Source organism: Rhodobacter calidifons, assembly GCF_011174775.1.
Lineage (GTDB): Bacteria > Pseudomonadota > Alphaproteobacteria > Rhodobacterales > Rhodobacteraceae > Tabrizicola > Tabrizicola calidifons.
This window is the reverse complement of sequence record NZ_JAANHS010000005.1, coordinates 1-22,829: the sequence shown is the minus strand read 5'-3', so window position 1 is coordinate 22,829 and position 22,829 is coordinate 1. Positions and strand designations below refer to the sequence as shown.

The 22,829-nt window shown below is 69.1% G+C and carries 23 protein-coding genes and 1 riboswitch; of the genes, 9 read left to right on the top strand and 14 right to left on the bottom strand.

Going from position 1 to position 22,829, the window contains the following annotated elements:
• Window positions 1-35 precede the first annotated feature (35 nt).
• The 4 genes from G8O29_RS08115 to G8O29_RS08100 form a co-directional block, all read right to left on the bottom strand.
• Window positions 36-2,591: a putative PEP-binding protein gene (locus tag G8O29_RS08115; protein ID WP_166402750.1), complete on the bottom strand. Its 2,556-nt coding sequence runs from the start codon at window positions 2,589-2,591 to the stop codon at window positions 36-38.
• 126 nt (window positions 2,592-2,717) lie between these two features.
• The gene (glyS, locus tag G8O29_RS08110; RefSeq protein WP_166402749.1) at window positions 2,718-4,889 is read right to left on the bottom strand and encodes a glycine--tRNA ligase subunit beta; all 2,172 of its coding nucleotides are present in this window, start codon (window positions 4,887-4,889) and stop codon (window positions 2,718-2,720) included.
• A gap of 3 nt (window positions 4,890-4,892) precedes the next feature.
• Complete coding sequence (locus G8O29_RS08105) at window positions 4,893-5,369, bottom strand: DUF6446 family protein (RefSeq protein ID WP_367890147.1); 477 nt, start codon at window positions 5,367-5,369, stop codon at window positions 4,893-4,895.
• Window positions 5,366-6,295: a glycine--tRNA ligase subunit alpha gene (locus tag G8O29_RS08100; protein ID WP_166402747.1), complete on the bottom strand. Its 930-nt coding sequence runs from the start codon at window positions 6,293-6,295 to the stop codon at window positions 5,366-5,368. The genes G8O29_RS08105 and G8O29_RS08100 overlap by 4 nt, the downstream gene beginning before the upstream one ends.
• Window positions 6,296-6,469: 174 nt before the next feature.
• Between G8O29_RS08100 and G8O29_RS08095 the strand changes: the two genes are divergently transcribed.
• Window positions 6,470-8,254, top strand: coding sequence for a serine protease (locus G8O29_RS08095; protein ID WP_166402946.1), 1,785 nt, complete (start codon window positions 6,470-6,472; stop codon window positions 8,252-8,254).
• Window positions 8,255-8,361: 107 nt separating this feature from the next.
• Here G8O29_RS08095 and G8O29_RS08090 read toward each other — a convergent pair whose 3' ends face one another.
• From G8O29_RS08090 to metZ, 3 genes are all read right to left on the bottom strand, one after another.
• Entirely contained in the window at window positions 8,362-9,810 is a 1,449-nt protein-coding gene (locus G8O29_RS08090) for a TrkH family potassium uptake protein (protein WP_166402746.1), read from the bottom strand.
• Between the two features lie 46 nt (window positions 9,811-9,856).
• On the bottom strand, window positions 9,857-10,942 hold the full coding sequence (gene folE2 / locus G8O29_RS08085; protein ID WP_166402745.1) for a GTP cyclohydrolase FolE2: 1,086 nt from the start codon (window positions 10,940-10,942) through the stop codon (window positions 9,857-9,859).
• A gap of 156 nt (window positions 10,943-11,098) precedes the next feature.
• Window positions 11,099-12,280, bottom strand: a complete 1,182-nt coding sequence (metZ, locus tag G8O29_RS08080; protein ID WP_166402744.1) for an O-succinylhomoserine sulfhydrylase — start codon at window positions 12,278-12,280, stop codon at window positions 11,099-11,101.
• Between the two features lie 48 nt (window positions 12,281-12,328).
• A riboswitch (SAM riboswitch) is annotated at window positions 12,329-12,406 on the bottom strand.
• Between the two features lie 133 nt (window positions 12,407-12,539).
• Between metZ and G8O29_RS08075 the strand changes: the two genes are divergently transcribed.
• Window positions 12,540-13,493: a hypothetical protein gene (locus G8O29_RS08075; protein ID WP_166402743.1), complete on the top strand. Its 954-nt coding sequence runs from the start codon at window positions 12,540-12,542 to the stop codon at window positions 13,491-13,493.
• A gap of 96 nt (window positions 13,494-13,589) precedes the next feature.
• On the opposite strand, the gene G8O29_RS08070 is transcribed toward G8O29_RS08075, so the two are convergent.
• The 6 genes from G8O29_RS08070 to G8O29_RS08045 form a co-directional block, all read right to left on the bottom strand.
• Window positions 13,590-14,225, bottom strand: a complete 636-nt coding sequence (locus G8O29_RS08070; protein ID WP_166402742.1) for a hypothetical protein — start codon at window positions 14,223-14,225, stop codon at window positions 13,590-13,592.
• A gap of 97 nt (window positions 14,226-14,322) precedes the next feature.
• On the bottom strand, window positions 14,323-14,931 hold the full coding sequence (locus tag G8O29_RS08065) for an inner membrane-spanning protein YciB (protein ID WP_166402741.1): 609 nt from the start codon (window positions 14,929-14,931) through the stop codon (window positions 14,323-14,325).
• 78 nt (window positions 14,932-15,009) lie between these two features.
• On the bottom strand, window positions 15,010-15,894 hold the full coding sequence (locus G8O29_RS08060) for a hypothetical protein (RefSeq protein WP_166402740.1): 885 nt from the start codon (window positions 15,892-15,894) through the stop codon (window positions 15,010-15,012).
• A complete protein-coding gene (locus G8O29_RS08055) occupies window positions 15,878-16,801 on the bottom strand; it encodes a hypothetical protein (RefSeq protein ID WP_166402739.1) in 924 nt (307 codons plus the stop codon). The genes G8O29_RS08060 and G8O29_RS08055 overlap by 17 nt, the downstream gene beginning before the upstream one ends.
• Entirely contained in the window at window positions 16,798-17,958 is a 1,161-nt protein-coding gene (gene ftsY, locus G8O29_RS08050; RefSeq protein ID WP_166402738.1) for a signal recognition particle-docking protein FtsY, read from the bottom strand. The genes G8O29_RS08055 and ftsY overlap by 4 nt, the downstream gene beginning before the upstream one ends.
• A 189-nt stretch (window positions 17,959-18,147) precedes the next feature.
• Window positions 18,148-18,858 (bottom strand): lysoplasmalogenase family protein, encoded by a 711-nt coding sequence (locus G8O29_RS08045; protein WP_166402737.1) that lies wholly within the window; start codon window positions 18,856-18,858, stop codon window positions 18,148-18,150.
• Window positions 18,859-18,906: 48 nt separating this feature from the next.
• On the opposite strand from G8O29_RS08045, the gene G8O29_RS08040 reads away from it, so the two are divergent.
• The 7 genes from G8O29_RS08040 to G8O29_RS08010 are packed head-to-tail and all read left to right on the top strand — an operon-like array spanning window position 18,907 to window position 22,430.
• Window positions 18,907-19,980 carry an alkane 1-monooxygenase gene (locus G8O29_RS08040; RefSeq protein ID WP_166402736.1) on the top strand — a complete coding sequence of 358 codons (1,074 nt, stop codon included), beginning with the start codon at window positions 18,907-18,909 and terminating at the stop codon, window positions 19,978-19,980.
• 55 nt (window positions 19,981-20,035) lie between these two features.
• Window positions 20,036-20,428, top strand: a complete 393-nt coding sequence (locus G8O29_RS08035; RefSeq protein WP_166402735.1) for a hypothetical protein — start codon at window positions 20,036-20,038, stop codon at window positions 20,426-20,428.
• Between the two features lie 3 nt (window positions 20,429-20,431).
• The gene (locus G8O29_RS08030) at window positions 20,432-20,836 is read left to right on the top strand and encodes a hypothetical protein (protein ID WP_166402734.1); all 405 of its coding nucleotides are present in this window, start codon (window positions 20,432-20,434) and stop codon (window positions 20,834-20,836) included.
• Between the two features lie 4 nt (window positions 20,837-20,840).
• Window positions 20,841-21,233, top strand: a complete 393-nt coding sequence (locus tag G8O29_RS08025; protein ID WP_166402733.1) for a hypothetical protein — start codon at window positions 20,841-20,843, stop codon at window positions 21,231-21,233.
• Between the two features lie 2 nt (window positions 21,234-21,235).
• The gene (locus G8O29_RS08020) at window positions 21,236-21,628 is read left to right on the top strand and encodes a hypothetical protein (protein ID WP_166402732.1); all 393 of its coding nucleotides are present in this window, start codon (window positions 21,236-21,238) and stop codon (window positions 21,626-21,628) included.
• Between the two features lie 2 nt (window positions 21,629-21,630).
• A complete protein-coding gene (locus G8O29_RS08015) occupies window positions 21,631-22,026 on the top strand; it encodes a hypothetical protein (RefSeq protein ID WP_166402731.1) in 396 nt (131 codons plus the stop codon).
• On the top strand, window positions 22,023-22,430 hold the full coding sequence (locus G8O29_RS08010) for a hypothetical protein (protein WP_166402730.1): 408 nt from the start codon (window positions 22,023-22,025) through the stop codon (window positions 22,428-22,430). Before G8O29_RS08015 ends, G8O29_RS08010 begins: the two co-directional genes overlap by 4 nt.
• A gap of 76 nt (window positions 22,431-22,506) precedes the next feature.
• Here G8O29_RS08010 and G8O29_RS08005 read toward each other — a convergent pair.
• A partial coding sequence (locus G8O29_RS08005) for an exodeoxyribonuclease VII large subunit (RefSeq protein ID WP_302848570.1) occupies window positions 22,507-22,829 on the bottom strand: 323 nt, incomplete at its 5' end.

Below are 22,829 nucleotides of genomic sequence, written 5' to 3'. Positions count from 1 at the left end.
AAATACCGCCGAAAACCCTGAAGATTTCGTTACAATTAATTGTTTCTAAACGGTTTTTTCCGATCGAGCAGCGCCAGGTGCGCCGCCGCAAGCCGCGCCATCGGCACCCGATAGGGCGAGCAGGACACATAGTCGAAGCCGGCGCGGCGGCAGAAGTCGATGGATTCCGGGTTGCCGCCATGCTCGCCGCAGATGGAAAGTGTGAGGTCTTTCCGCGTCCTGCGGCCGCGTTCGGCCCCGATCAGCAGCAGTTCGCCCACCCCGTCCACGTCCAGCATGTGGAACGGGTCCTCGGGAAAGACGCCCTGCCGGACATAGGTGTTCATGAAGCGCCCCGCGTCGTCGCGCGACAGGCCGTAGGTCATCTGCGTCAGGTCATTGGTGCCAAAGGACAGGAAGGCCGCGTGCTGGGCGATCTCTCCGGCCCGCAGCGCCGCGCGGGGCGTTTCCACCATCACGCCCAGCTTGTAGTCGAAGCCCGCGCCGGCCCTGGTGCGCACCATGGCGGCCAGCGCGTCGATGCGGGTCTTGACCAGCTCCACCTCGCGCCGGGCGCTGACGAGGGGGATCATGATCTCGGGCACCACGGGGGCGCCGCGGCGGGCGGATTCGAGCGTCGCCTCGAAGATCGCCTGGGCCTGCATGTCATAGATTTCCGGCAGCACCACCCCCAGCCGGACGCCGCGCATCCCCAGCATCGGATTGACCTCGGTCAGCGCCTCGGCGCGGCGGGTGACTTCGGAGAGCGGCCGGTCCAGCGCCTCGGCCAGTTCGCGCAGACCTTCGCGGGTCTGAGGCAGGAATTCGTGCAGGGGCGGGTCGAACAGGCGGATGCAGACCGGCAGTCCCTGCATGATTTCAAAGAGCTGCACGAAGTCCGCCCGCTGCATCGGCAACAGCCGGGCCAACGCCGCCGCCCGGTCGCCCGGCGCATCGGCAAAGATCATCTCACGCATGACGACAAGGCGGTCCTCGTCGAAGAACATGTGTTCGGTGCGGCAGAGGCCGATGCCCTCGGCCTCGAACTTGCGGGCGGTCTCGGCATCCGCAGGCGTGTCGGCATTGGCCCTGACGCCGATGTCGCGCACCTCGTCGGCCCAGGCGAGAAGCCTGCGGAAACTGTCGTCCAGCGCCGGGGGCAGCATTTCGGCCGCACCCGCCAGCGCCTCGCCCTTTGATCCGTCCAGCGTCACCACGTCGCCTTCGCGGAAGACCCGCCCGTCCGGTGCGGTCAGCTTGCGGTCGCGCGCGTCAAGCCGCAGGTCCGAGGCCCCAACCACACAGGGCAGCCCCAGCCCGCGCGCGATCACCGCTGCATGGCTGGTCATGCCCCCGCGTTCGGTAAGCACCGCCGCTGCCGAATGCATGCCGCGGATGTCCTCGGGCGCGGTTTCGCGGCGGACCAGAATGCAGGCCTCGCCGCGCGCCGCCGCCGCCTGCGCCGCCGCCGAGGAGAACACCAGAATCCCCGTCGCCGCCCCCGGCGAGGCGGCGATGCCCCTGGCGATCACGTCGCGCGGTCCGCGCGGATCGACCTGGTGGTGCAGAAGCTCCGACAGCGCACGCGGTTCGACCCGCAGCACAGCCTCATCCTTCGGGATGATCCCGTCCTCGGCCAGCGCGACGGCAATCCGCAGCCCCGCCCGGGCCGAGCGCGGCACCTTCACCGCATCCAGCACCGCAAGCCGTCCGTCCTCGATGGTGAACTCGATCTGCATCTCCTCGCGCAGGCGGGTGCGGCAGGTGGCGCCGTATTCGACGAGCGTCGCGAAGAGATCGGGCGCGACATCCTCCAGCGAGGGGCCGCGCGGGTCGTGGGTCAGATAGAGTGCTTCGGTCGTCTTCAGCGCGTCGCGGCCCTGGCTCTGGCCCAGATAGCGCCCGGTGATCTGCGGCTGGCCGGTGACCGGATCGACGAACTGGATCACCCCCGATCCGCTGATCCCCTGCCCGATGCCCTGCGCCATTTCCTGCACGACAAGACCCAGCGCCGCCTCGTCCGGCGCGCCCTTGGCCTGGCGGAGAAGGCGCGCCGAGGTGCCCTCCCAGGCCCGCGCCATCGAGCGCAGGACCTCGGCCAGCTGCCGCGCGGGGTCCTGCGGGAAGGGTTCGTCGGTCTCGACCTCGTAGTCGCGCAGCGCCTCCTTCAGCGCGCCGGGTCCCGGCTTCAGCCCGTCGAACACGTCGGGATCCAGCCGCGCGACATGGATCGCATAGGCCTGCACAAAGCGCAGGTAGAGCGCATCCGCCGCCGCCTCGCCATGGGTTTCGGCCAGGCGGGCATGGCGTTTCGCGTTCATCCCGATGTTCAGGATCGTCGCAGGACCGCCCCAGTCCGGGTTTGCCGGGCTTGGCCGCACGCTGATGAGCGGCCCGTCGCCGAAATGGTCGAGGATGCCCTGCACCTCCACCCCGTGCCCCGCCGCAATCGCCCGCACGGTCGAGGCCGGCAGGGCGACCGATTTCGGCACCGGCAGGTCCAGCCGCACCAGCCGTTGCAGGCATTTCGCCCGCCAGCCATGCGTCGCCGTCGCGATCTGCGCCGAGGGCGTGATCCGGGCGAATTCAGCAATGGGATCGTGTTTCTGCACTGCGGCACCCGATGTTCAGATGCAACATACGCCGAAAGACCCGTCGCGCAAGCGTGACATGTCAGCACTGTGACGAATCTTCGGGCGCCGCGAAAACCCGCCCCGGATCAAGTCCGGGGCGCGGGGTCAGCCCTCGATCCGGCCGAGATCCGCCACACCGGAACAGACGGCCCGGATGCGGTGCAGAAGGTTCAGCCGGTTGCGGCGGATGATCTCGTTGTCGCTGTTCACCTGGACGGCGGTGAAGAAGGCGTCGATGGGGGCGCGGAGGGCGGCCATCGCGGCCATGGCGCGCGGGAAATCCTCGGCCTGCATCGCGGGGGCGATCTCGGCCTCGGCCCTGTCCAGAGCAGCGAACAACGCGCGTTCCTCGTCGGTCTCGGCGAATTTCGGGTCCGCACCGAAGGAATATTCGACGCCGTCCTTCGCCTCGGCCTGCGCCAGGATGTTGGCGGCGCGCTTGAAGCCCTGGATCAGGTTCGACCCGTCCTCGGTCTTCATCACCGCCGCCAGCGCCTCGGCCCGTTTCACCAGAAGCGTCAGGTCGTCATTCCCCGGCATGGCAAGGCAGGCATCAATGATGTCGTGCCGGATGCCCTGGTCCTTGAGGTAGACCTTGAGGCGGTCGTGGAAGAAGGAGAGGAGGTCTTGGCCCGCCTCCAGCGTATCGGAGACATGCCTGCCCATGGCCCGGCGCAGCCAGCCAAGCAGTGGTGCCCTCACCCCATTCCCCAGCACCAACCGGATCACCCCCAACGCCGCCCGCCGCAGCGCAAACGGGTCCTTCGACCCGGTAGGCTTCTCGTCAATCGCCCAGAACCCGGTCAGCATGTCGATCCTGTCGGCCAGCGCCACGGCGACCGACACCGGCTCGGTGGGAACGGAGTCATTCTCCCCCTTCGGCCGCCAGTGGTCGCGCGCGGCGTCGGCAATCGCGGATGCCCGCCCCGGGCTTGACCCGGGGCCTCCGCTTGCCTCCCCGAGGCCCCGGATCAAGTCCGGGGCGGGCTCCCGGATCAAGTCCGGGGCGGGGTTTGTCTGCAAAGCCTCCAGCACATAATAGCGGCCCATCACGCCCTGCAACTCCGGGAATTCCCCCACCATCGCGGAGCGCAGGTCCAGCTTCGCCAGCCGTGCCGCCCATTCGGCGTCGTCGGGATCCGCCCCGACCAGCGGGGCAATCTCGCGCGCCAGCGCCGCGATCCGCTCCACCCGTTCCGCCTGCGACCCCAGCTTGGCGTGGAAGGTCACGGCCTTCAGCCCCTCGGCCCACTCGCCCATCCCGGCGCGGGCGACGCGCAGATCGTTCTCCCAGAAGAATTTCGCGTCCGACAGCCGGGCGGCCAGCACCTTCCGGTTGCCCTTCAGGATCACCGCGCCACCATCCGCCGCCTCGATGTTGGCGACGGTCACGAAGCCCTCGATCCGGCCCGTCCGGGGGTTCTTCACGGAAAAGAACTTCTGGTGTTCCTTCATCGAGGTCTGCAACACCTCGGGCGGCAGGTCGAGGAAATCGTCAGCGATCCGGCCCATCAGCGGCACCGGCCATTCCACCAGCCCCGCGACCTCGGTCAGAAGGCCGGGGTCGGGCACGACCTCCATCCCGGCGGCAAAGGCCAGGTTGTGCGCGCTCTGCCAGATCGCGGCCTCGCGTTCGGCGCTGTCCAGCACCACTTTCGCGCGCTTCAGCTTCACCACATAATCGTCGAAGCCCGTCACGGTGAACCGCCCGATCCCCATGAAGCGGTGGCCCTCGGTCGTGTTGCCCGCCGCGATCCCGTCCACCGACACGGGCACCACATGCGCGCCGGTCTCGTCCGACAGGATGCAGAGGATCGACTGCAACGGCCGCACCCAACGCAAGCTGCCCGAGCCCCAGCGCATCGACTTCGGCCAGGGGAAAGTGCGGATCGTGGTCTCCAGCACCTCGGCCACGATCTCGCCCGCCTTGCGCCCCGGCTTTTCGATCACGGCATAGAAGGTCTCGCCCTTCCTGTCCGCCCGGCGTTCCAGCTGGTCGAGCCTCAGGCCGGTCGAGCGCAGGAACCCATCGATCGCCTGTTGCGGCGCACTTGTGGACGGCCCTTTCCTTTCCTCGCGCAGCGGTCGGCTTTCCGCCGTCAGCCCCTCGACCGACAGGACCAGCCGCCGCGGCGTGGAAAAGGCGCCGGCAGAGGCATAGGTCAGCCCGGCCTCGACCAGACCGTCGGTCACCAGTTTCCGCAGGTCCTCGCGGGCGCGGGCCTGCATCCGCGCCGGGATTTCCTCGGAGAAAAGTTCGATCAGCAAATCGGGCATGGGTCAGTCCTTCAGACTGCTGTTGGTCTGCTGCCAGGCATAGGCGCGGCCGTCGCCGAAGACGGCGACCACCCGGTCCACGCCGGGGCGGATCTCGGGCTCGGACAGGAAGGCCAGCGCCTCGCCGGTCTCCAGCGCCCGGCCGATGGCCATGGCGTCGAAACATGGGAAGTTCGAGGGCGCGACCAGCGGCACCGCGCCCTCGTAGGGGCGGTAGGTCTCGGTCAGCATGGCCAGCGACAGGGGCGTGGTGAAGCAGGCCCGGAACTTGATGGGCGATGAAGCCGCGTCGATCCCCTCGATCGCATCGACAAGGATCGGCTCGGGCTGGTCGGAGGTCAGCGGCACCAGACGGATCTCTGCGCCCGGGGTGAAGGCCACGGGTTCATAGAAGGCGCGCTCGGCCGTGTACCAAAGAAACGCGCCCGCGACGGCAGCGACGATCACGATGGCCGCCACGATGAGTTTGCCCGCATTCACAGGTCCGCCCCCGCCTCGGTCAACCGGAAGGCATCGGCGCATTTCTTCGCCAGGGCCCGGACCCGGCCGATATAGGCCTGGCGTTCGGTGACCGAGATCACGCCGCGCGCGTCCAGCAGGTTGAACAGGTGGCTGGCCTTGATCGTCTGGTCATAGGCGGGATGCGCCATGACGATCCGCTTGCCCGACTTCGGATCGTCGGCGTCGAAAGCGAGCAGGCGTTCGCATTCGGCCTCGGCGTCCTTGAAATGCTGAAACAGCATCTCGGTCGAGGCGCCGTCGAAGTTGTGGCGGCTGTATTCCTCTTCGGTCTGGCGGAAGATGTCGCCGTAGGTCAGCGGGATCGGGCTGTCGGGGTCGTTGAAGGGCATTTCCATCACATGATCGATGCCCATCACATACATCGCCAGCCGTTCCAGCCCATAGGTCAGCTCGCCCGAGACCGGCTTGCAGTCATGCCCGCCGACCTGCTGGAAATAGGTGAACTGGCTGACCTCCATCCCGTCGCACCAGACCTCCCAGCCCAGGCCCCAGGCGCCAAGGGTGGGACTTTCCCAGTCATCCTCGACAAAGCGGATGTCGTGCAGCGCAAGGTCGATGCCGATGGCCGCGAGGCTGCCGAGATAGAGGTCCTGCAAGTCGGGCGGGCTGGGCTTGATGATGACCTGATACTGGTAATAGTGCTGCAACCGGTTCGGGTTCTCGCCATAGCGCCCGTCGGTCGGGCGGCGCGAGGGCTGGACATAGGCAGCCGCCCAGGGCCGGGTGCCCAGCGACCGCAGCGTGGTCGCTGGATGGAAGGTGCCGGCGCCGACCTCCATGTCATAGGGTTGCAGCACCGCGCAGCCCCGCGCGGCCCAGTAGGTCTGAAGCCGCAGGATGATTTCCTGAAAGCTTCTGGGCGTGGTGGTGGTGGCGTCGGACATGGGCGGCCCCCGGGCAGCGGCGAAACTCGCGCCTTCCCTATCCGGCGGGCACGGAAGGGTCAATTCCGGAAAGGACCGGCGCAATCGTGACCCGATGCGCCCCTGTTCGCCCTTGCCGCGGCGCGCGCCATGGCTAATGTCGGCCCGATCCTCTACCGGCCCCGGGACCCGTTCATGTTCAGACCCTTTGCGTTTCTTGCCCTGCTTCTTGTCGTGCTGAGCCTTGTGCCCGCAACGCGCTCTGCCGCGCAGGAGGGCCGGGCCTGGGTCCAGATCGAGGCGCATCCCGACCTTGAAACCGCGCGCAACCGCGCCCGCGCCTATGCGGCCGAGTTTCCCGAAACCGCGGGCTTCCGGCTGGGCTCGGGCTGGTACGGCATCGCGCTTGGCCCCTACCCCGCCGACGAGGCGCCGATCCGCCTTGGCCTGCTGAAGCGCGAGGGCCGCGTGCCCTCGGACAGTTTCGTGGCCGATGGTGCCCGCTATGGCGCGCAGTTCTACCCCGAGGATGGCGCGGCGGCGGCTCTTGCCGAGACGCTTGCCGCGGCCGAGCCCGAGCCCCTGCCCGAGCCCGGGCCCGAGGCCGCGCCGGCCGAAGCGGTCGCCGCGCCCGATCCGGTGCTGCTGCCCGACGAGACCCGTGCCGAAGCCCGCGACAGCGAGATCCTGCTGACCCCAGAGGAGCGGCGCGCCTTGCAAAGCGCGCTGCGATGGTTCGGCTTCTATCCCGGCGCCATCGACGGCGCCTTCGGCCCCGGCACGCGCAATGCCATGGCGGCCTGGCAGGAGGCGCAGGGCGTCGAGGCGACGGGGATCCTGACCACCCGCCAGCGCCGGGCGCTTCTGGACGCCTGGCAGGGGGACATCGCGGCCTTCGGCTTCACCGAGGTCGTCGAGGCCGAATCCGGGATCACCGTCACCCTGCCCCTGGGCCTGGTCGAGTTCGACCGCTACGAGCCGCCCTTCGTCCATTACCGCCCCAAGACGCCGGACGGCCCGCGGATCGTGCTGATCTCGCAACCGGGCGATCAGGCGGCGCTTTACGGCCTGTATGACGTGTTGCAGACGCTGGATTCGGTGCCGCTTGACGGCCCGCGCGAACGGGGAGAGCGCAGCTTCCGCATCCGTGGCACCTCGGCAAAGGCCGATACCACGGTTTCGGCCCAGCTGAAGGGCGGGCGGATCAAGGGCTGGATGCTGATCTCCACCCCCGGCAACTCGGCGCGCGATGCGCGAATCGTCAAGGCGATCGAGGACAGCTTCTCGCCCGATGGCGCGTCGGTGCTGGACCCCGGCATGATGGCGATGGCGGCCGAGACGCGGGCCGGCCTTCTGGCCGGACTCGAGGTCCGCAAGCCGAGGCTCAGCCGCACCGGATTCTTCGTCACGCCCGAGGGCGCGGTGCTGACCACGACCGAGGCCGTCGAGGGTTGCGCCCGCGTCACCATCGACCGCGCGACCGAGGCCCGCGTCACCCTGGCCGATGCCGCAAGCGGTCTGGCGGTCCTGACCCCAAGGACCCCGCTGTCGCCGCGGGCCGTCGCCGGTTTTGCCGACGCCGCGCCCCGGCCCGGGGCCGAAGTCGCGGTTCCGGGCTATTCCTACGAGGACCGCCTGCCCGCCCCGGTCATCACTTTCGGCACGCTGGAGGATCTGACCGGCCTGAACGGCGAGACCGCGCTGCGCCGTCTGGCGCTGCAATCCCTGCCCGGCGATGCCGGGGGGCCGGTTCTGGACGGCGCGGGCAATGTGCTGGGGATGCTGCTGCCCGCAAGCCCGCAGGGCGGCAGGCAGATGCCGGACGGCGTGGCCTTCGCGCTGTCGGCGGAAGAGATCACCCGGCTGCTGGCCCCGGCCGGCATCGTGCCGGCCTCTGCCAACCGGACGGGGCCGCTGACCCCGGCGGCCCTGTCCGAAACCGCAACGGACGTGGCGGCGCTGGTCTCGTGCTGGGAGTGAAACGGCGCCCTCCGGCTCCTCGGGACTGCGTCCCTCGTCGCTGACCCACCGACGAGAAGCCGAAGGCGCACGAGGCGGGTTGTGGCGAGGCGCGCGGTCCCGCGCGGCTAGCGCCGCCAGAAACTGGGCAGCACCAGCACCAAGATCGCCAGAAGGCCCAGCCGCCCCAGGATCATGCACAGCGTCATGATCGCGATGGCGCCCGGCGGATAGTCGATGAAGGTGCCGGTACGTTCGACAAGGGGACCGAAGCCGTAGCCCACGTTGCCAAGGGTCGTCCAGACCCCGAACAGGGCCGAGACGCTGTCGACCCCCATCAGCGTGATGCCCACGCTCGCCACGCCCAGGATCAGGATGAAGCTTGAAACGAACAGGATCAGCGCGTTCAGCACGTCATCCTCGACCGCGCGGCCCTGGTAGCGGATCGGATCGACGCTGGAGGGGCTGCCGATCTGCCGCAGGTCGCGCCGCAGCACCGCGATCACCAGTTGCACGCGGAAGATCGAAAGACCCGCAGCCGAAGATCCGGAACAGGCGCCGATCACGCCGATCACGAAGGCCACGATCAGCATGAACCCGCCCCAGCCGGCAAAACTGCCGGCGCCGTAGCCGGTCGAGGACATGATCGAGACCAGGTTGAACAGGCTTTCCCGGAAGGCCTGCTCGAAACCGATATTCGCGGTCCAGGCCCGCCAGAGGCAGACCGAAAGCACCGCAAACCCCAGCCAGCGCACATAGGCGCGCACCTGTGCGTCCTGCCACAGCGGCAGGGGCGAGCCGTTCAGCAGCTGCACATAGCGGATATAGGGCAGGCTGGCGAGAAACATGAACAAGGCGCCGGCATAGTGGATCGGCGGCGGATAGCCGGAGAAGGAATCGTCGTTCGTGGAAAAGCCGCCCGTCGCCACGGTGGTCATGCCATGGACCACCGCCTCGAAGGCGGGCATGCCCAGCATGGCATAGACCGTCATCGTCATGACCGTCAGCGACAGATAGACGATCAGAAGCTGCTTGGCGATGTCGGTGGCGCGCGGCAGGATCTTTCCGAAAGTGTCGAAGCCCTCGGTACGGAAGAACTGCATCCCCCCGATCCGCATCAGGGGCAGGAAGATCATCGCGATGAACGCGATCCCCAGGCCCCCCAGCCAGTTCAGCATGCCGCGCCAGAGGTTCACGCTCTGCGGCAGCTCCTTCAGCCCGGAAATCACCGAGGCCCCGGTGGTCGTGATCCCCGAGACCGCCTCGAAATAGGCGTTCAGCAAGGACAGCTGCGGCGCTCCGATCCAGAACGGCAGGGCGCCGAAGAAGGGCACCAGGAACCAGATGCAGGCGGTCAGGAGATAGGCCTGGCGCGTGTCCAGCGCCTGGCCCAACGCATTGGCCGTCGAAAGCGTCAGCGCCGCCCCCGTGACCCCGGTCAGCGCCGCCGAGGCCAGATAGGCATGCCCGTTCGCAAGCCCCGCGCGCCAGTCCAGGATGGCTGGCGCCAGCATCAGGATCGCAAGCACGATCAGGATGCGACCGATCACATAGGCGACGGGGCGGAAGTCAACCATGGTCGGGCATGGCTACGCCGCCCCGCGCCTTTGGTCAATCCATCGCTCAGCGCGCGTGGATGAGCGTGCGGAACAGATGCGGGTCCAGGCTTTCGGCCGCGAAGGTCTCGCCCTCGGTCAGAAGGCTGATGGCGTCGTGGCTGTGCAGGCTTTCCTGATGGCTGGCCACCACCCGGAAATCGCCCACCCGCGGATCGGCCCGCAGCGCATCGCAGAACAGCCGCGCCGCGTCCTCGACGAAGATCGGGTTCGCCGCGTTCAGTTCGGCGAAGGCCTGCTCGTCCTCGCGCTTGACCATGACCTGCGTCTCGGTGACCACCGCCCCCCGCGCGAGGTCCACCAGATCCTCGATCGCCATCTCGCCGGTCAGCTCCACCGACAGCCGCGCGACCGAGCGCTGCGAATGCGGCGTGGCCAGCTGCCCCCGTGTGGCGCGGGCATGTTCCGACAGTTCCAGGCTGCACGGGCAGGTCGAGCTGTACACATAGTCCAGATGCACGATGCGCTTGCGCACCCCGGCGGTCTCGACCAGTTCAAGGGCGATGTCGTAATACTGCCAGCCGGTCAGGTCCGACCGCAGCGACACCATCCGCATCGGGAAGGACAGCCGCATCTGGATGCGCGCGTCGAAAGCGCCGAGATCGGTCTTGTAATCGTCAAGCGCCGCCTCGATCACGCCGAAGGAAAACTCCTTCTCGGCATGGGCATAGAAGGACCGCATGATGCGGCTCATGTTGATGCCCTTCTTCTCGGCCTCCAGGCTGACCGTGCCGGTCACGCTGGTTTCCAGCATGATGGGCGCGCCGTCGCGGGTGGCAAAGCGCACCGGCAGGCGGAAATTCGAGATGCCGACATGCTGGATCCGCGCCTTCGCTCCCCGGATCAGGCTTTCCGGCCCGTTTTGCAGGTCGGGCAGCGAGGCCCGATAGCCCGCGTCCGGCCGGAATGTCTCGGGGTAGCTGCGCGACAGCACGGGATAGCCCTGCCCCGGCACCAGCCAGCCCACGGCGGAATCCAGCCGGGCGATCTCTTCGTCCGAGGTCCTGCCTGCCCACTGGCGCAGGACGGCCAGCGCCGCCTCGGCCTCTTCCCGGGTGGGAAGACGGTCGATTTCAGGAGTATGGACATTCATGGGCAGTTCCTTTCGGTTCGGGCGCGGCCCGCAGGCAGGCGCCGTCAATTTCCGGAGAGTGTTACGCGCAAGCCCCGCCGCCGGATCACCCTGGCCCGTGGCAGGTCTCCATCAGATAGGCATTCCGCCGCCCAAGGCAAGCACCGATTGCGACGGTCACGCCACCGAAAGCGCCCGGGTCAGGTCGGCGATCAGGTCGTCCGCATCCTCCAGCCCCAGCGACAGGCGGATCAACCCGGGCGTGATCCCCAGCCTGTCCTTCTGGTCCTGCGGCAGGCGCTGGTGCGTGGTGGTCGCGGGATGCGTCGCGATCGTCCGGGCATCGCCCAGGTTGTTGGAGATCTTCACGATCCGAAGCGCATTCATGAAACGGAAGGCCGCCTCCTTGCCGCCGGCGATCTCGAAGGTCACCAGCGTCCCGCCCGAGCCCATCTGCGCCATCGCCAGCGCGTGCTGCGGGTGGCTTTCCAGCCCGGGATGGATCACCTTCGTCACCTTCCCATGCGCCGCCAGCGCGCGGGCAACGGTCAGTGCACTGTCCGCCATCGCCCGGCAGCGCAGGTCCAGCGTCGCCAGGCCGTTCAGATGCATCCAGGCGGTGAAGGGGCTCATCGAGCCGCCGGTGTGTTTCATGTAGGGTTCCAGCACCTTGCGGATGAACCCGGTCGTGCCGCAGACCACCCCGCCCAGCGCCCGGCCCTGGCCGTCGATGTGCTTGGTCGTCGAATAGACCACCACATCCGCGCCCTGTTCCACCGCGCGGGAAAAGATCGGCGTCGCGAACACGTTGTCGCAGATCACCAGGGCTCCCGCCTTGCGGGCAATCTCGGAGACGGCGCGGATGTCCACCAGTTCCAGCGTGGGATTCGACATCGATTCGAAGAACACCGCCTTCGTCCCCGGCGTCACCGCCGCGCGCCACTGGTCGAGATCTGCCCCGTCGACAAAGGTCACGCGCACGCCGAATTTCTGCAACACTTCTTCCAGCACATAGAGGCAGGAGCCGAACAGCGCGCGCGCGCTGACCACATGATCCCCCGCGCGCAAGCAGGACATCAGAGCGCCCGAGACCGCCGCCATGCCGCTGGCGGTGGCGAAGGCATCCTCGGTCCCTTCCAGCGCGGCGATGCGCTCTTCGAACATCCGCGTCGTGGGGTTGCCATAGCGGGCATAGATGAACTCGTCCGCGCCCGCCTTGACGAACCGCGCCTCGGCGGCCTCGGCCGTGGGATAGACGAAGCCCTGGGTCAGGAAGATCGCCTCGGCCATCTCGCCATACTGGCTGCGTCGGCTGCCCTCATGCACGAGTTGCGTGCGGGTCTTCCAGTCCTTCGTCATCTCAGGCGCCCTCCGGCAAAGAAAAAGCCCCGGCAAACCAAAGGTGCCGGGGCCATGCCCTTCACCTCTTTAGCGGCTTGTTTAACGTGGCCCGCAATCCGGTAACAAAGCGCCACGGGGCGCCTGATACGCCCGCGCCAGCCTGTGGTCAAGCGGCCACAGGGCGGCGGCGTCATCGACCTGTCACGGCCGCGTCATCGCAGCGTTGCCCGCCTGCGGCAAAGGCGTTGGCAACACAATCAGTAGTGGTCGACTGGCAATGACCGACGATCCCCAGACTGACGCTCTCCAGACCCAGGGCTCCCGGATGGAGGAGGCCCGACCGATCCGCGCCGATGCCGGCGCCTTCGGTCTCAGGCTCGACCGCGCCCGGCTGGAGCGCCGCCTCGCCGCCCTGCCCGCGACCGCGCCAGTGGTGGTGATGATCCATGGCTGGCGCTATGCGCCGGGCTTCGCCAGGGACTGCCCGCACGGCTCGATCCTCTCGCTCGACCCGCCGACCGACGACCGGCGCGCGGTCAGCTGGCCCCGGCATCTGGGGCTGGACGGGCGCTCGGCCCTTGGCATCGCGCTGGGCTGGAACGCGAAATGCGATCCCTGGCGCGCGCATCTGCGGGCGGGCCGGACCGGACCGGCCCTGGCCGAGATCGCCCTGACCGTCCACGAGATGTCGGGCCGCAGGGTCCAGGTCGTCGCCCATTCCATGGGCGCCCGCGTCTCGCTGTCGGCGCTGCCGCTGCTGCCGGCCGGGCTGATCGAGCGGATCATCCTCCTGGCCGCGGCCGAGACCCGGGGCCGGGCCCTTGCCGCCCTGGACACGCCCGCGGGACGGACGGTCGAGGTGGTCAACGTCACCACGCGCGAGAACGATCTCTTCGACGCCTGTTTCGAATGGGGCATCCATCTGGGGCTGAGCACCTCGATCGGCCAGGGTCTGGGGCGCAGCCGGCCGAACTGGCACGATCTGTGGATCGACCAGCCGCGGACGCTGAGCGCCCTCGCCAGCCTGGGACACGCGCTGCCCGACCCTCCGCGCCGGATCTGCCACTGGTCGCCATATCTGCGCCCCGGCACGATCGCGCTGTACCGCGCCTTGATCGAGGGCCGGCTCTCGGCGCAGAACCTGCCCGTCCACCGGCCTGGCCGACGCTGGTCGCGGCTGATCCTGGGCGCGCGCGGCATGGATCTCGGGTCGGGTCTTCCGGCAGCCTAGCTATCCCGGCGGCAAGAAAAGGGCGCCTTCCGGCGCCCTTTTCAAAGGAACTTGGGGGTCAAAGGGCTTGATGAAAGTCGCCGCCCGCCAGGCCGGTCAGGCCCGGTGGCCGTTGTCGTCGAGATTGATGACGGTCAGCACCATGGCGCGCAGGACCGTATGGCCGATGATCGGCAGCACCGCCCAGAACAGGAGCCAGTGCGACGGATCGACGGCCCGGATCATGGTCTCGTTCATCAGCAGGAAGGCGAAGTTGTAGATCACCATCATCCGGGTCAGGTTCGGCAGATATTCGCGCATCTCGGCATCCGGCCAGAAGCTGGCGGCGGTCGCCGTGCTGCCCTTCAGCACGTCCTGAAGGAAGATGCCGCCGATCACGACGTAGAACAGGCTCTGCATCCGCTGGCACCACAGCGGATCATCCGCCAGCGCCAGCACCAGAAGCGGCAGACCGGCGAAGGCCAGCGCGCAACCCACCGCCTGCGCGACCGAATAGCGGGTCAGCAGCCGCCGCACCATGCCCTCGAACCCCATCCCGATCCGCATCGCCAGCGCCGCCATGAAGGCCGTGGCGAAGGCTTCGCCGGAATGGTCGGGACCATAGGCGACTGACAGGACCGGATATCCCACCAGAAGCACCGCGCCCGGCAGATACAGCGATCGGGACAGGGGCGGCAGATCCTGGAACAGGCTCAGGAACAGGCGGACCAGATCGAAAGGTGTGCGGTGCATGGGGTGTCTCCCTTTTGCTCGCCTTCCGGTGTAGCGGCGCATCAAGGCAGAGCTGGGGCAGAACCCGGACCCTTGCGGGGCAATCCTGTGCATCCTGTCAGGACTTGTCCTCGGGGTCCTCGATCATGAAGCGTTGCAGCGCCATGAACTGAAACATCAGGAACAGGAACAGGGCCGCGGGCATGGCGAAAGTCTCCAGCTTGACCCAGAGCTCGGTGCTCTGCGTGCGCCAGATGATCTCGTTCGCCACGGCCAGGCCCGCGAACATCCACATCAGCCGACGGGTCAGGATCATCCAACCCTCTGGTTTCATTGGCAAAGCTTCGGACATCACCCATTGCAGCAGGCTTTTGCCCCGCAAAAGCCCCGCGCCGAGGATCAGGGCGAAGGTGCCATAGACGATCGTGGTCTTCATCTTGAAGAAGCGCTCGTCGTTGAACCAGGCGGTCAGCCCGCCGAAGACCACGACCATCACGGCCACGAAGATCTGCATCCGGCTGATCGTGCCCGTCAACAACCATAGCGCGAAAATTGCGGCAAGAAGCAGCGGAACCAGGATCAGGGCTGCCACAATGAAGCCGGAATAGTCGGTCCCGCCCAGCGTGTAGGTCTCGTCCTTGATCCGCATGTAGATCAGGAAGAAGACCAGGGTCGGCCCCAGTTCCAGCACCTGCTTGATAATCGGGTTGATCTTCCGTCCGGCCATGACCTTGCCTGCTCCTTGTCGTCTCTGCCTGCGGCACCAGGGGGTGCCCTTTTCCCGGCCCTCGCACCGGACCTGCGTTCAGGGCAGGATGCCCGGCTGCCAGTCGATGTCCAGCCGGCTGCCCGCCAGGAACTGCGCCAGCGCATCGGAGCCGGAGGGGTCGCGCAACAGGGCCAGAAGGCCAAGATCCGCCGCGCCGATCCCGCCTTCCGAAGCCAGGTCCACGGTCAGCCTGCCCCGCCCCTGCGGCAGGGCGCGGATCGCCGACTCCAGCTCTTTCCGCGCCACCTCGCCAAGCGCGCCTGCGGGCACCGCCGCGGCCAGCGCCAGCAGCGCCGCGCGGGCCGCTTCTACCGCCGCGCCTTCGGCGAGGCCCGGCTTCAGCCGCGCGCCCCAGGCGGCCAGCACCGGGCGCAGTGTGCTTCCGTCGCTGCGCCACACCAGCCGCACCTGCCGCAGCCGACCGGACGGCAGCGTTCGCGGGGCGATCCCTGCCCCGGCAAGCGCGCCTGAAAGCTCCAGCATGGTGCCCCCCGACAGATCAAGCCGCGCCAGATCCAGAAGCAGCCGGTCCGCCTCCACCTCGCGCCGCAGCATCAGACGCAGATCGCCCGACTGCAACCGCAACAGGTCGCGCAGCCAGTCCGGCATCCCAGGGTCCCGGGGATCCGGCGCCAGACGCAGCCCGCGCGCCTCCAGCGCAAGCGACAGGATCTCCGGCCCGTCCGCCGTCGCGCGGGCCCGCAACTGCGCCGCCGTGATGCGCGGACCGCCATCGGGTCCCAGCCGTGCCCCGTCCAGGACGCACCAGTCCTCCGCACTTGCCGCAGGCGGGGCGGTGACCGCAAGGCCGGACAGGTCGCGCAGAAGGTCCGGCATCCTGGCGCAGTCCACCGCCGTCTCGGCCGCGCCCGGACCCGCGGCCAGCGCCAGGATCAGCGCCAGCCTAAGGCGCATCGCCATGGCTCCACCCGACATCCACGACCACCCCCCGAAGCAGCGGCGCTGCCTCGGCCAGCGTCGCGGGCATGCCGGTCAGGGCATATCCGGCAAGCCGTGCCGGCCCGATGCCGGACTCAGCCCGCAGCGAAAGCGTCAGCACCCCCGCCGGGTTCGGCAATTCGCCCACCAGCGCCGCCTTGCTGGCGGGGGAAACGCTAGGCTCGGGCAAGGCGGCGACGAGGTCGAGAAGATCGCCGCGCAAGGTTTCGGCCGCGGCCTGCATGTCGCCCTCGGAGGGCAGCAGGTTCACCCCCAGCGGCATCAGCAGATAGGCCTCGAACAGACCATGCGTCTCGATCCGCAGGTCCGCCTCGGTCAGGGAAAAGCCCGTGGCCGACATCTGCATCGCCCCGGCGGAGGACAGGTCCACCCCCGCCACCACCGCGCGCAGGTCCAGCGCATTGGCGCCGGGGAAATCCACGCGCAGCCCTTCCAGCCGCAACAGGCGCGCGGCGGGTTCCCAGGCCAGCGACGCCTCGGCCGCGATGGTGTTGGCCCGAGCCTGCGCCGCGTACAGCCAGTCGAACTGGGCATCTCCGGTCTGCACCACCAGACGCAGACCTTCGACCGCGACCTCCAGCGACTCGGGCGGCACCGATCCGTCCACCAGCCAGACCGGCGCGCTGCCGCGAAACCGCAGCCGATCCAGATGCCAGTCCGGCGCATATCGCCCGTCGATGTCAAGGACCGGGCGGCTGACCAGACACCAGTCGCCCTCCTGTGCCACGGCCTCTGCCGTGACCCGGCCAAGCGCGCCCAGCGTGGCGGACACCCGATCCCAGACGTGCCGGCACAGGCTGGTCTCGGCCAGAGCCGGCCCGCCCGGCGCCATGGCCAGAAACAGCGCGAGGACCGCGCGCCGGATCATGCCTCGGCCCCGACCAGGGCCCTGGCGAACTCCTCGGGGTCGAAGGGCGCCAGATCGTCGATCTGCTCGCCCACGCCGATCGCATGGATCGGCAGCCCGAAGCGGTCGGCCAGGGCCACCAGCACGCCGCCCTTGGCCGTCCCGTCCAGCTTGGTCATGACCAGCCCCGAGACATCGGCGATCTTGCGGAAGATCTCGACCTGGGTGATCGCATTCTGTCCGGTGGTGGCATCCAGCACCAGAAGCGTGTTGTGCGGCGCGGTCGGGTCCACCTTGCGGATGACGCGGACGATCTTGGCCAGTTCCTCCATAAGGTCGGCCCGGTTCTGCAACCGCCCCGCCGTGTCGATCATCAGAAGATCCGCACCCTCGGCCCTGGCCCGGGTCAGCGCGTCGAAGGCCAGCGAGGCCGGGTCCGACCCTTCCGGAGCCGTCAGGACCGGCACGCCGGCGCGGTTGCCCCAGATCTGCAACTGTTCCACCGCCGCCGCGCGGAACGTGTCGCCCGCCGCGATCACCACCTGCTTGCCGGCCGCCTTGAACTGGCTGGCAAGCTTGCCGATCGTCGTCGTCTTGCCCGAACCGTTCACCCCCACCACCAGCACGACCTGCGGCTTCTGGGGATAAAGCGGCAGCGGCCGCGCCACGGGCGCCATGATCCGCGCCACTTCCTCGGCCAGCGCCCCGCGCAGCTCGCGGGTCGAGATCTTCCGGCCAAACCGGCCTTCGGCGATGTTCGCCGTGACCCGGACGGCGGTGTCCACCCCCATGTCGGCCTGGATCAGCAGCTCCTCCAGGCTTTCCAGCATGGCGTCATCCAGCACCCGGCGCGGCTCTTCGGCCTGGGCCCGGCCGAAGAGCCGCCCCAGAAGCCCGGGCCTTGCGGGCTCGGCCGAGGGCGTGGTCCCGGCCGCCGTCGCCGGGCGGCCGAGGTCAGCAGGGGCGGGATCCTCGGGCGGCGGCGGGTCAGGGTCGGGATGCGAAGGCTGGGGCAGTTCCGGCGGCGCGGGGGCCGGCAGGTCCGGCGGGGGGGCGGGGATCTCCGGCGGCGGATCCTTCGGCGCCTCGGCACCCTCTGCGACCAGCGCCTCCAGCCCCTCGCCGATCCGGTCCGAAGAGCGGAACATGCGCTCCTTGAGCTTTCTGAAGAACGACATGGGCGGCACCCCCGGGCTGTTTCCCTTCACCTAGTCGCTTTGGCCCGGCATTGGAAGTGCATCGGCCCGGACCTCCCGGCAACCGGGCTCCTCGTTCGCCTGCGGCTCCTCGTCGCGCGCCGCCCGGCTTGCGAGGAGAAGACGCCGTCGCACGACGGGTCGCGCCGTTGCCCCGCTGGCAGCGATCCCTCACCCGACGCCCGCGAACTGCACCGCGCCCCAGAGGATCAGCGCCTGCCCCGCCCAGTAGGCGGGCCAGAGCGTCAGCGCCAGACGCCGCCGCCATCCGGCATCCCTGACCACGAAAAGCTGAAGCGCCAGCAGCAGGTCCGAGAGAAGAAACAGCGCCGCCCCGATCCGCAGGATGCCCTGCCCCGGATGCGCCGGAAGCATCAGCGTCGCAGCGCCCATCAGCCCGATCAGCCCGACATAGCCCCGCACCGGCGCGCGCAATTCCCCGGTGCGCGGGGCAAGCCAGACCTCGGTCGAGGCCAGAAGGGCGAGAAGCCCACCCAGCGCCAGCCCCTCGGGCAGCGAGAGGCCGTCGAAGCCAAGCGCGGCGCCTTGCCACAGGAAACCGCCCGCATAGGCCAGATGTCCCAGGCCGAAGGCCGCCACACCGGCCAGAAACCGCCGCAGGCCGCCCAGCGCCAGCATCAGGTCGCCCAGCGCCCCCAGCGCCAGCCCCAGCGCAAACAGCCAGAACCAGCCCCCCGGCGACAGGGCAACCGCCAGGGCCAGCCCCAGAACCGCCAGAAGGCCGGTCGAGGCCGTCTTGACCGCCGCTCCCACCGGACCCTTGACCTCGCGCGTCGCAAAGCGCAGCCAGAAGACGACCGCCGCCGCCAGTGCCGGAATTGCGGTTGCAACCGCCAGCATTTCGCCCAACTTGTCCGGCATCCTGCCCTCCGCCTTCCCCGCGCCAGACTTCACCGCACATTACCCCCGATGCAAGCACGCCCCCTGCCCCTTCCCCTTTTTGCGCTGGCCGCGCTTGGCCCGCTGGCACTGATCGCGGCCGGGCTGGCGCTTGGCGGCGGCTGGCTCTGGGCGGGATTTCTCTACATGGCGGTGCTGACATTGGTCCTTGACCAGCTGATCCCCCTGACCGCCGCACCGGCCGAGGACGGCGAGTTTCCGGCTGCCGACGCGCTGCTGGTGGCGGCAGGATGCGGCGCGCTGGTCCTTCTGCCCCTGGCCACCTGGGGCATTGCCGGAGCCTCGGGCCTGACCGGGGGCCAGCGGGTGCTTCTGTTCTTCGCGGCGGGCTTCTGGCTGGGCCAGGTCGCGCATCCGGCCGCGCACGAGCTGATCCACCGCCCGCGCCGCGCCCTGTTCCGCCTGGGGGCCACGGTCTATTCCGCCCTGCTCTTCGGCCAGCACGCCAGCGCCCACCGGCTGGTCCACCACTGCCACGTCGCCAGCCGCGACGATCCGAACACCGCCCGGGCGGGCGAGAGTTTCTACCGTTTCGCCCCCCGCGCCTGGATCGGCAGCTTCCGCGAAGGCGCCAAGGCGGAAACGGCGCTGCGCAAGGGGGTGGCCGGGCGCGGCCTGCACCCCTACGCCGCCTATCTGGCGATCGGCCTGGCCGCCCTCGCACTTGCTTTCCTGATCGCCGGCCTGCCCGGCCTTCTCGCCTGGGTCTGCCTTGCGCTGCATGCGCAAAGCCAGATCCTGCTGTCCGACTACGTCCAGCACTACGGCCTGACCCGAACCCGGCGGCCGGACGGGAAACCGGAACCCGTCGGCCCCGCCCACAGCTGGAACACTGCGCACTGGTTCTCCTCGGCGATGATGCTGAACGCCCCGCGCCATTCCGACCACCATGTCCACCCCGGCCGCGCCTTCCCCGCCCTCATCCTGCCGCCGGCGGACGAGGCCCCCCGTCTGCCCTGGCCCCTGCCCCTGGCCTGTGCCCTGGCGCTTGCCCCGCGCACATGGCGGCGCGCCATCGCGCCTCACCTGGCCCGATGGCGGGAAACCCGACCTGCGGCAGCACCCGCGGACACGGCGGCTTGACTGGCCAACCCGCCCCGCCTCTGGCACTCTCGCGCCAGATCTGATGGAGCCCGACATGCGTGCCTTCCGCCTTGCCCTGATCCTTGCCGCCACGCCGGCGCTTGCCGAAACCCCGCTGGACGCCGAGGCCTTCGACGCGGCCACCCGGGGCGACACGATCACCTACGACTACGGCGGCGGGCTGTTCGGGACAGAGGAATATCTTGAAGGGCGCCGGGTCCGCTGGGCCTTCGAGGGCGACTTGTGCATCTATGGCGTCTGGTATCAGAAGGGGGACCAGATCTGCTTCGACTACGAAAACGACCCGACCCCGGCCTGCTGGCTGTATTTCCTTGAGGATGGCAGGATCCGCGGCCGCTACATGGGCGAGGGCGGCGGCTGGGAGATCCTGGAATCCTCACGCGGGGGCGGCCCCCTGCCCTGCCCCGGGCCGGATCTGGGCGTCTGACCGATGCTTCGCCCGACCCTGCGCCTTGCCCTCTTGCTGTCGTGCGCCGCAGCCTCCGCCGCCGCCGAAACGCGGATGAGCGCCGAGGAATTCGACGCCTTCGCCACCGGCAGGACGCTCGACTTCGCCAACGAGGGCGGCATCTTCGGCACCGAGGAATATCTGCCCGGCCGCCGCGTCCGCTGGGCCGGCAGCGATGGCCAGTGCCTGGAAGGGTCCTGGCACGAATGGTCCGGGCATATCTGCTTCGTCTATGACGGCGACCCGTTCAGGCATTGCTGGACCCTTTGGCGCGATGGCGAGGCTGTCACCGCACGGTCCTTCGACGACCGGCCCGGCGACGCCCCCCGCCGCGTGACCGTGGCGACCGCGCCCCTGTCCTGTCGTGGCCCGGATGTGGGGGTCTAGACCGATGCGCCTGCCTGCCCTGCTGCTTGTGCTCTGGCCGACGCTCGCCGCCGCCGAGCCCCCGATCACCGCCGACGAGTTCGAGGCCCATGTCACCGGCAAGACCATCACCTACCGGCAGGACGGCGTCCTGTTCGGGATCGAGCAGTACATGGCCGACCGCAAGGTCCGCTGGAGCGTGACGGCCGACACCTGCCAGTACGGCAGCTGGTATCCTGCGGGACAGGACATCTGCTTTGTCTATGACGGCGACCCGCGGCCCGCCTGCTGGATCTTCTGGCTGAAGGACGGCGCGCTGGTGGCGCTGTCGACCGAGGCCGCGCCGGGTCAGGAATTGTACGAGACCGCGGCCGACACGACGCCCCTGCCCTGCCCCGGCCCCGACGTGGGGGTCTGACCATGCGCGTCGGGATCTTGGTCTGGCTTCTCACGGCTCAGCCCCTTGCAGCGCAGACCCTGATGACGGCCGAGGAATTCGACGACTGGTCGCGGGGCAAGACGCTCGATTATGCGGTGGATGGGCAGATCTTGGGCTCGGAGACCTATTTCGCAGGCCGCCGGGTGCGCGATGCCGACAGAGGCGGTCCCTGCATCGACGGCAGCTGGTTTGCGGATGGCGAGGCGATCTGCTTTGTCTATCCGGCCATCGCGGGCGTGCATTGCTGGCACTACTGGCGCGAGGGCGAGACGGTCGTGGCGCAGCCCCTGTCGGCCGCCCCGGACACGCCGCCGCAACAGGTGACCGAGGCCTCGGCACCTCTGGCCTGCACCGGCCCCGACGTGGGGGTCTGACCATGCGCGGACTGCCTTGCCTGCTCGTTGCTCTTGCCGCAGGCCCGGTCTGCGCCGAAGACCCCGTTACGGCCGAGGAATTCGACGCGCTCACCCTGGGCCGCAGCATGACCTGGTCCGAGTTCGGCGCAGTCTATGGCGTCGAGCAATATCTGCCCGGCCGCCGGGTCCGCTGGGCGGCGGTGGGCGCGGAGTGCACCGCCGGGCACTGGTATGCCGATGGCCCCGCGATCTGCTTCAAGTACGAAACCGACAGCGAGCCCGACTGCTGGATCATCACCCGCACCGCCGACGGTTTCGATGCGCTCTACACCGCGCATCCGCCCGGAACGCCGCCGGTCACCATCGCCGAGACGCCCGATCCCCCGGCCTGTCCTGGCCCCGGAATCGGCGCATGATGCCCGCGATGCGCGGCCCGGCGCTTCTGGCCGCCGCCCTGGCCTGCGGGTTCGCGGTCCATGCCGAGACCGACCCGCCGCTTTCGGCCGAGGCCTTCGAGACCTTCGTGCAGGGTCGCACCTTCGACACCCATGACCAGACCGGCCGCTACGGGGTGGAAACCTTCCTGCCCGGCCGCCGCGCGATCTGGCGCGATGCCGAACGTTGCCTCGAAGGTCGCTGGCGCCCGCAGGGCGCGCTGATCTGCTTCGACTACCCCGGCGAGCCGCAGCCCTATTGCTGGACCTACCACGACCGCGGCGACTGGCTGATGGCCTGGCTGGACGGCGACCGGGCCAACCCGCCGATCCTGCTGTATCCCTCGCCAGAGATCGTGACCTGCGAGGGCTATTTCGGGGTCTGAGGCCGCCGAAGTCCCGCGTCCCTTGCCGGCAGGGAGGGACGGCCCAGGCCACACCGTCCCGCCGGAATCGGCCCGGTCAGAACAGGCTGCCCTGCCCGCCGTCCGGCCCGCCGTCCTCAGCGCCCTTCGCCCGCCGGACAGGCCGGTTCCCGACCGCCATCCGCCCGTCGGCGAACTCGATCTCCAGCGCGGCCGCCTTTTCGGCCCCTGCCTTCGAGGTGACGACCGCCCCGTCCGCCCGGACCACCGCATAGCCCCGTTTCAGCGTTGCATGGTAGCCCAGCGTCATCCGGGTCCGGTCAAGCGCCTCCAGCCGGTCGCGCGCCCGGGCGAACCGCGCCGCCGGGGCCGCCTCCAGCCGCTCGGCCAGCGCGACCAGGCGGCCCCGCCCCTCGGCGG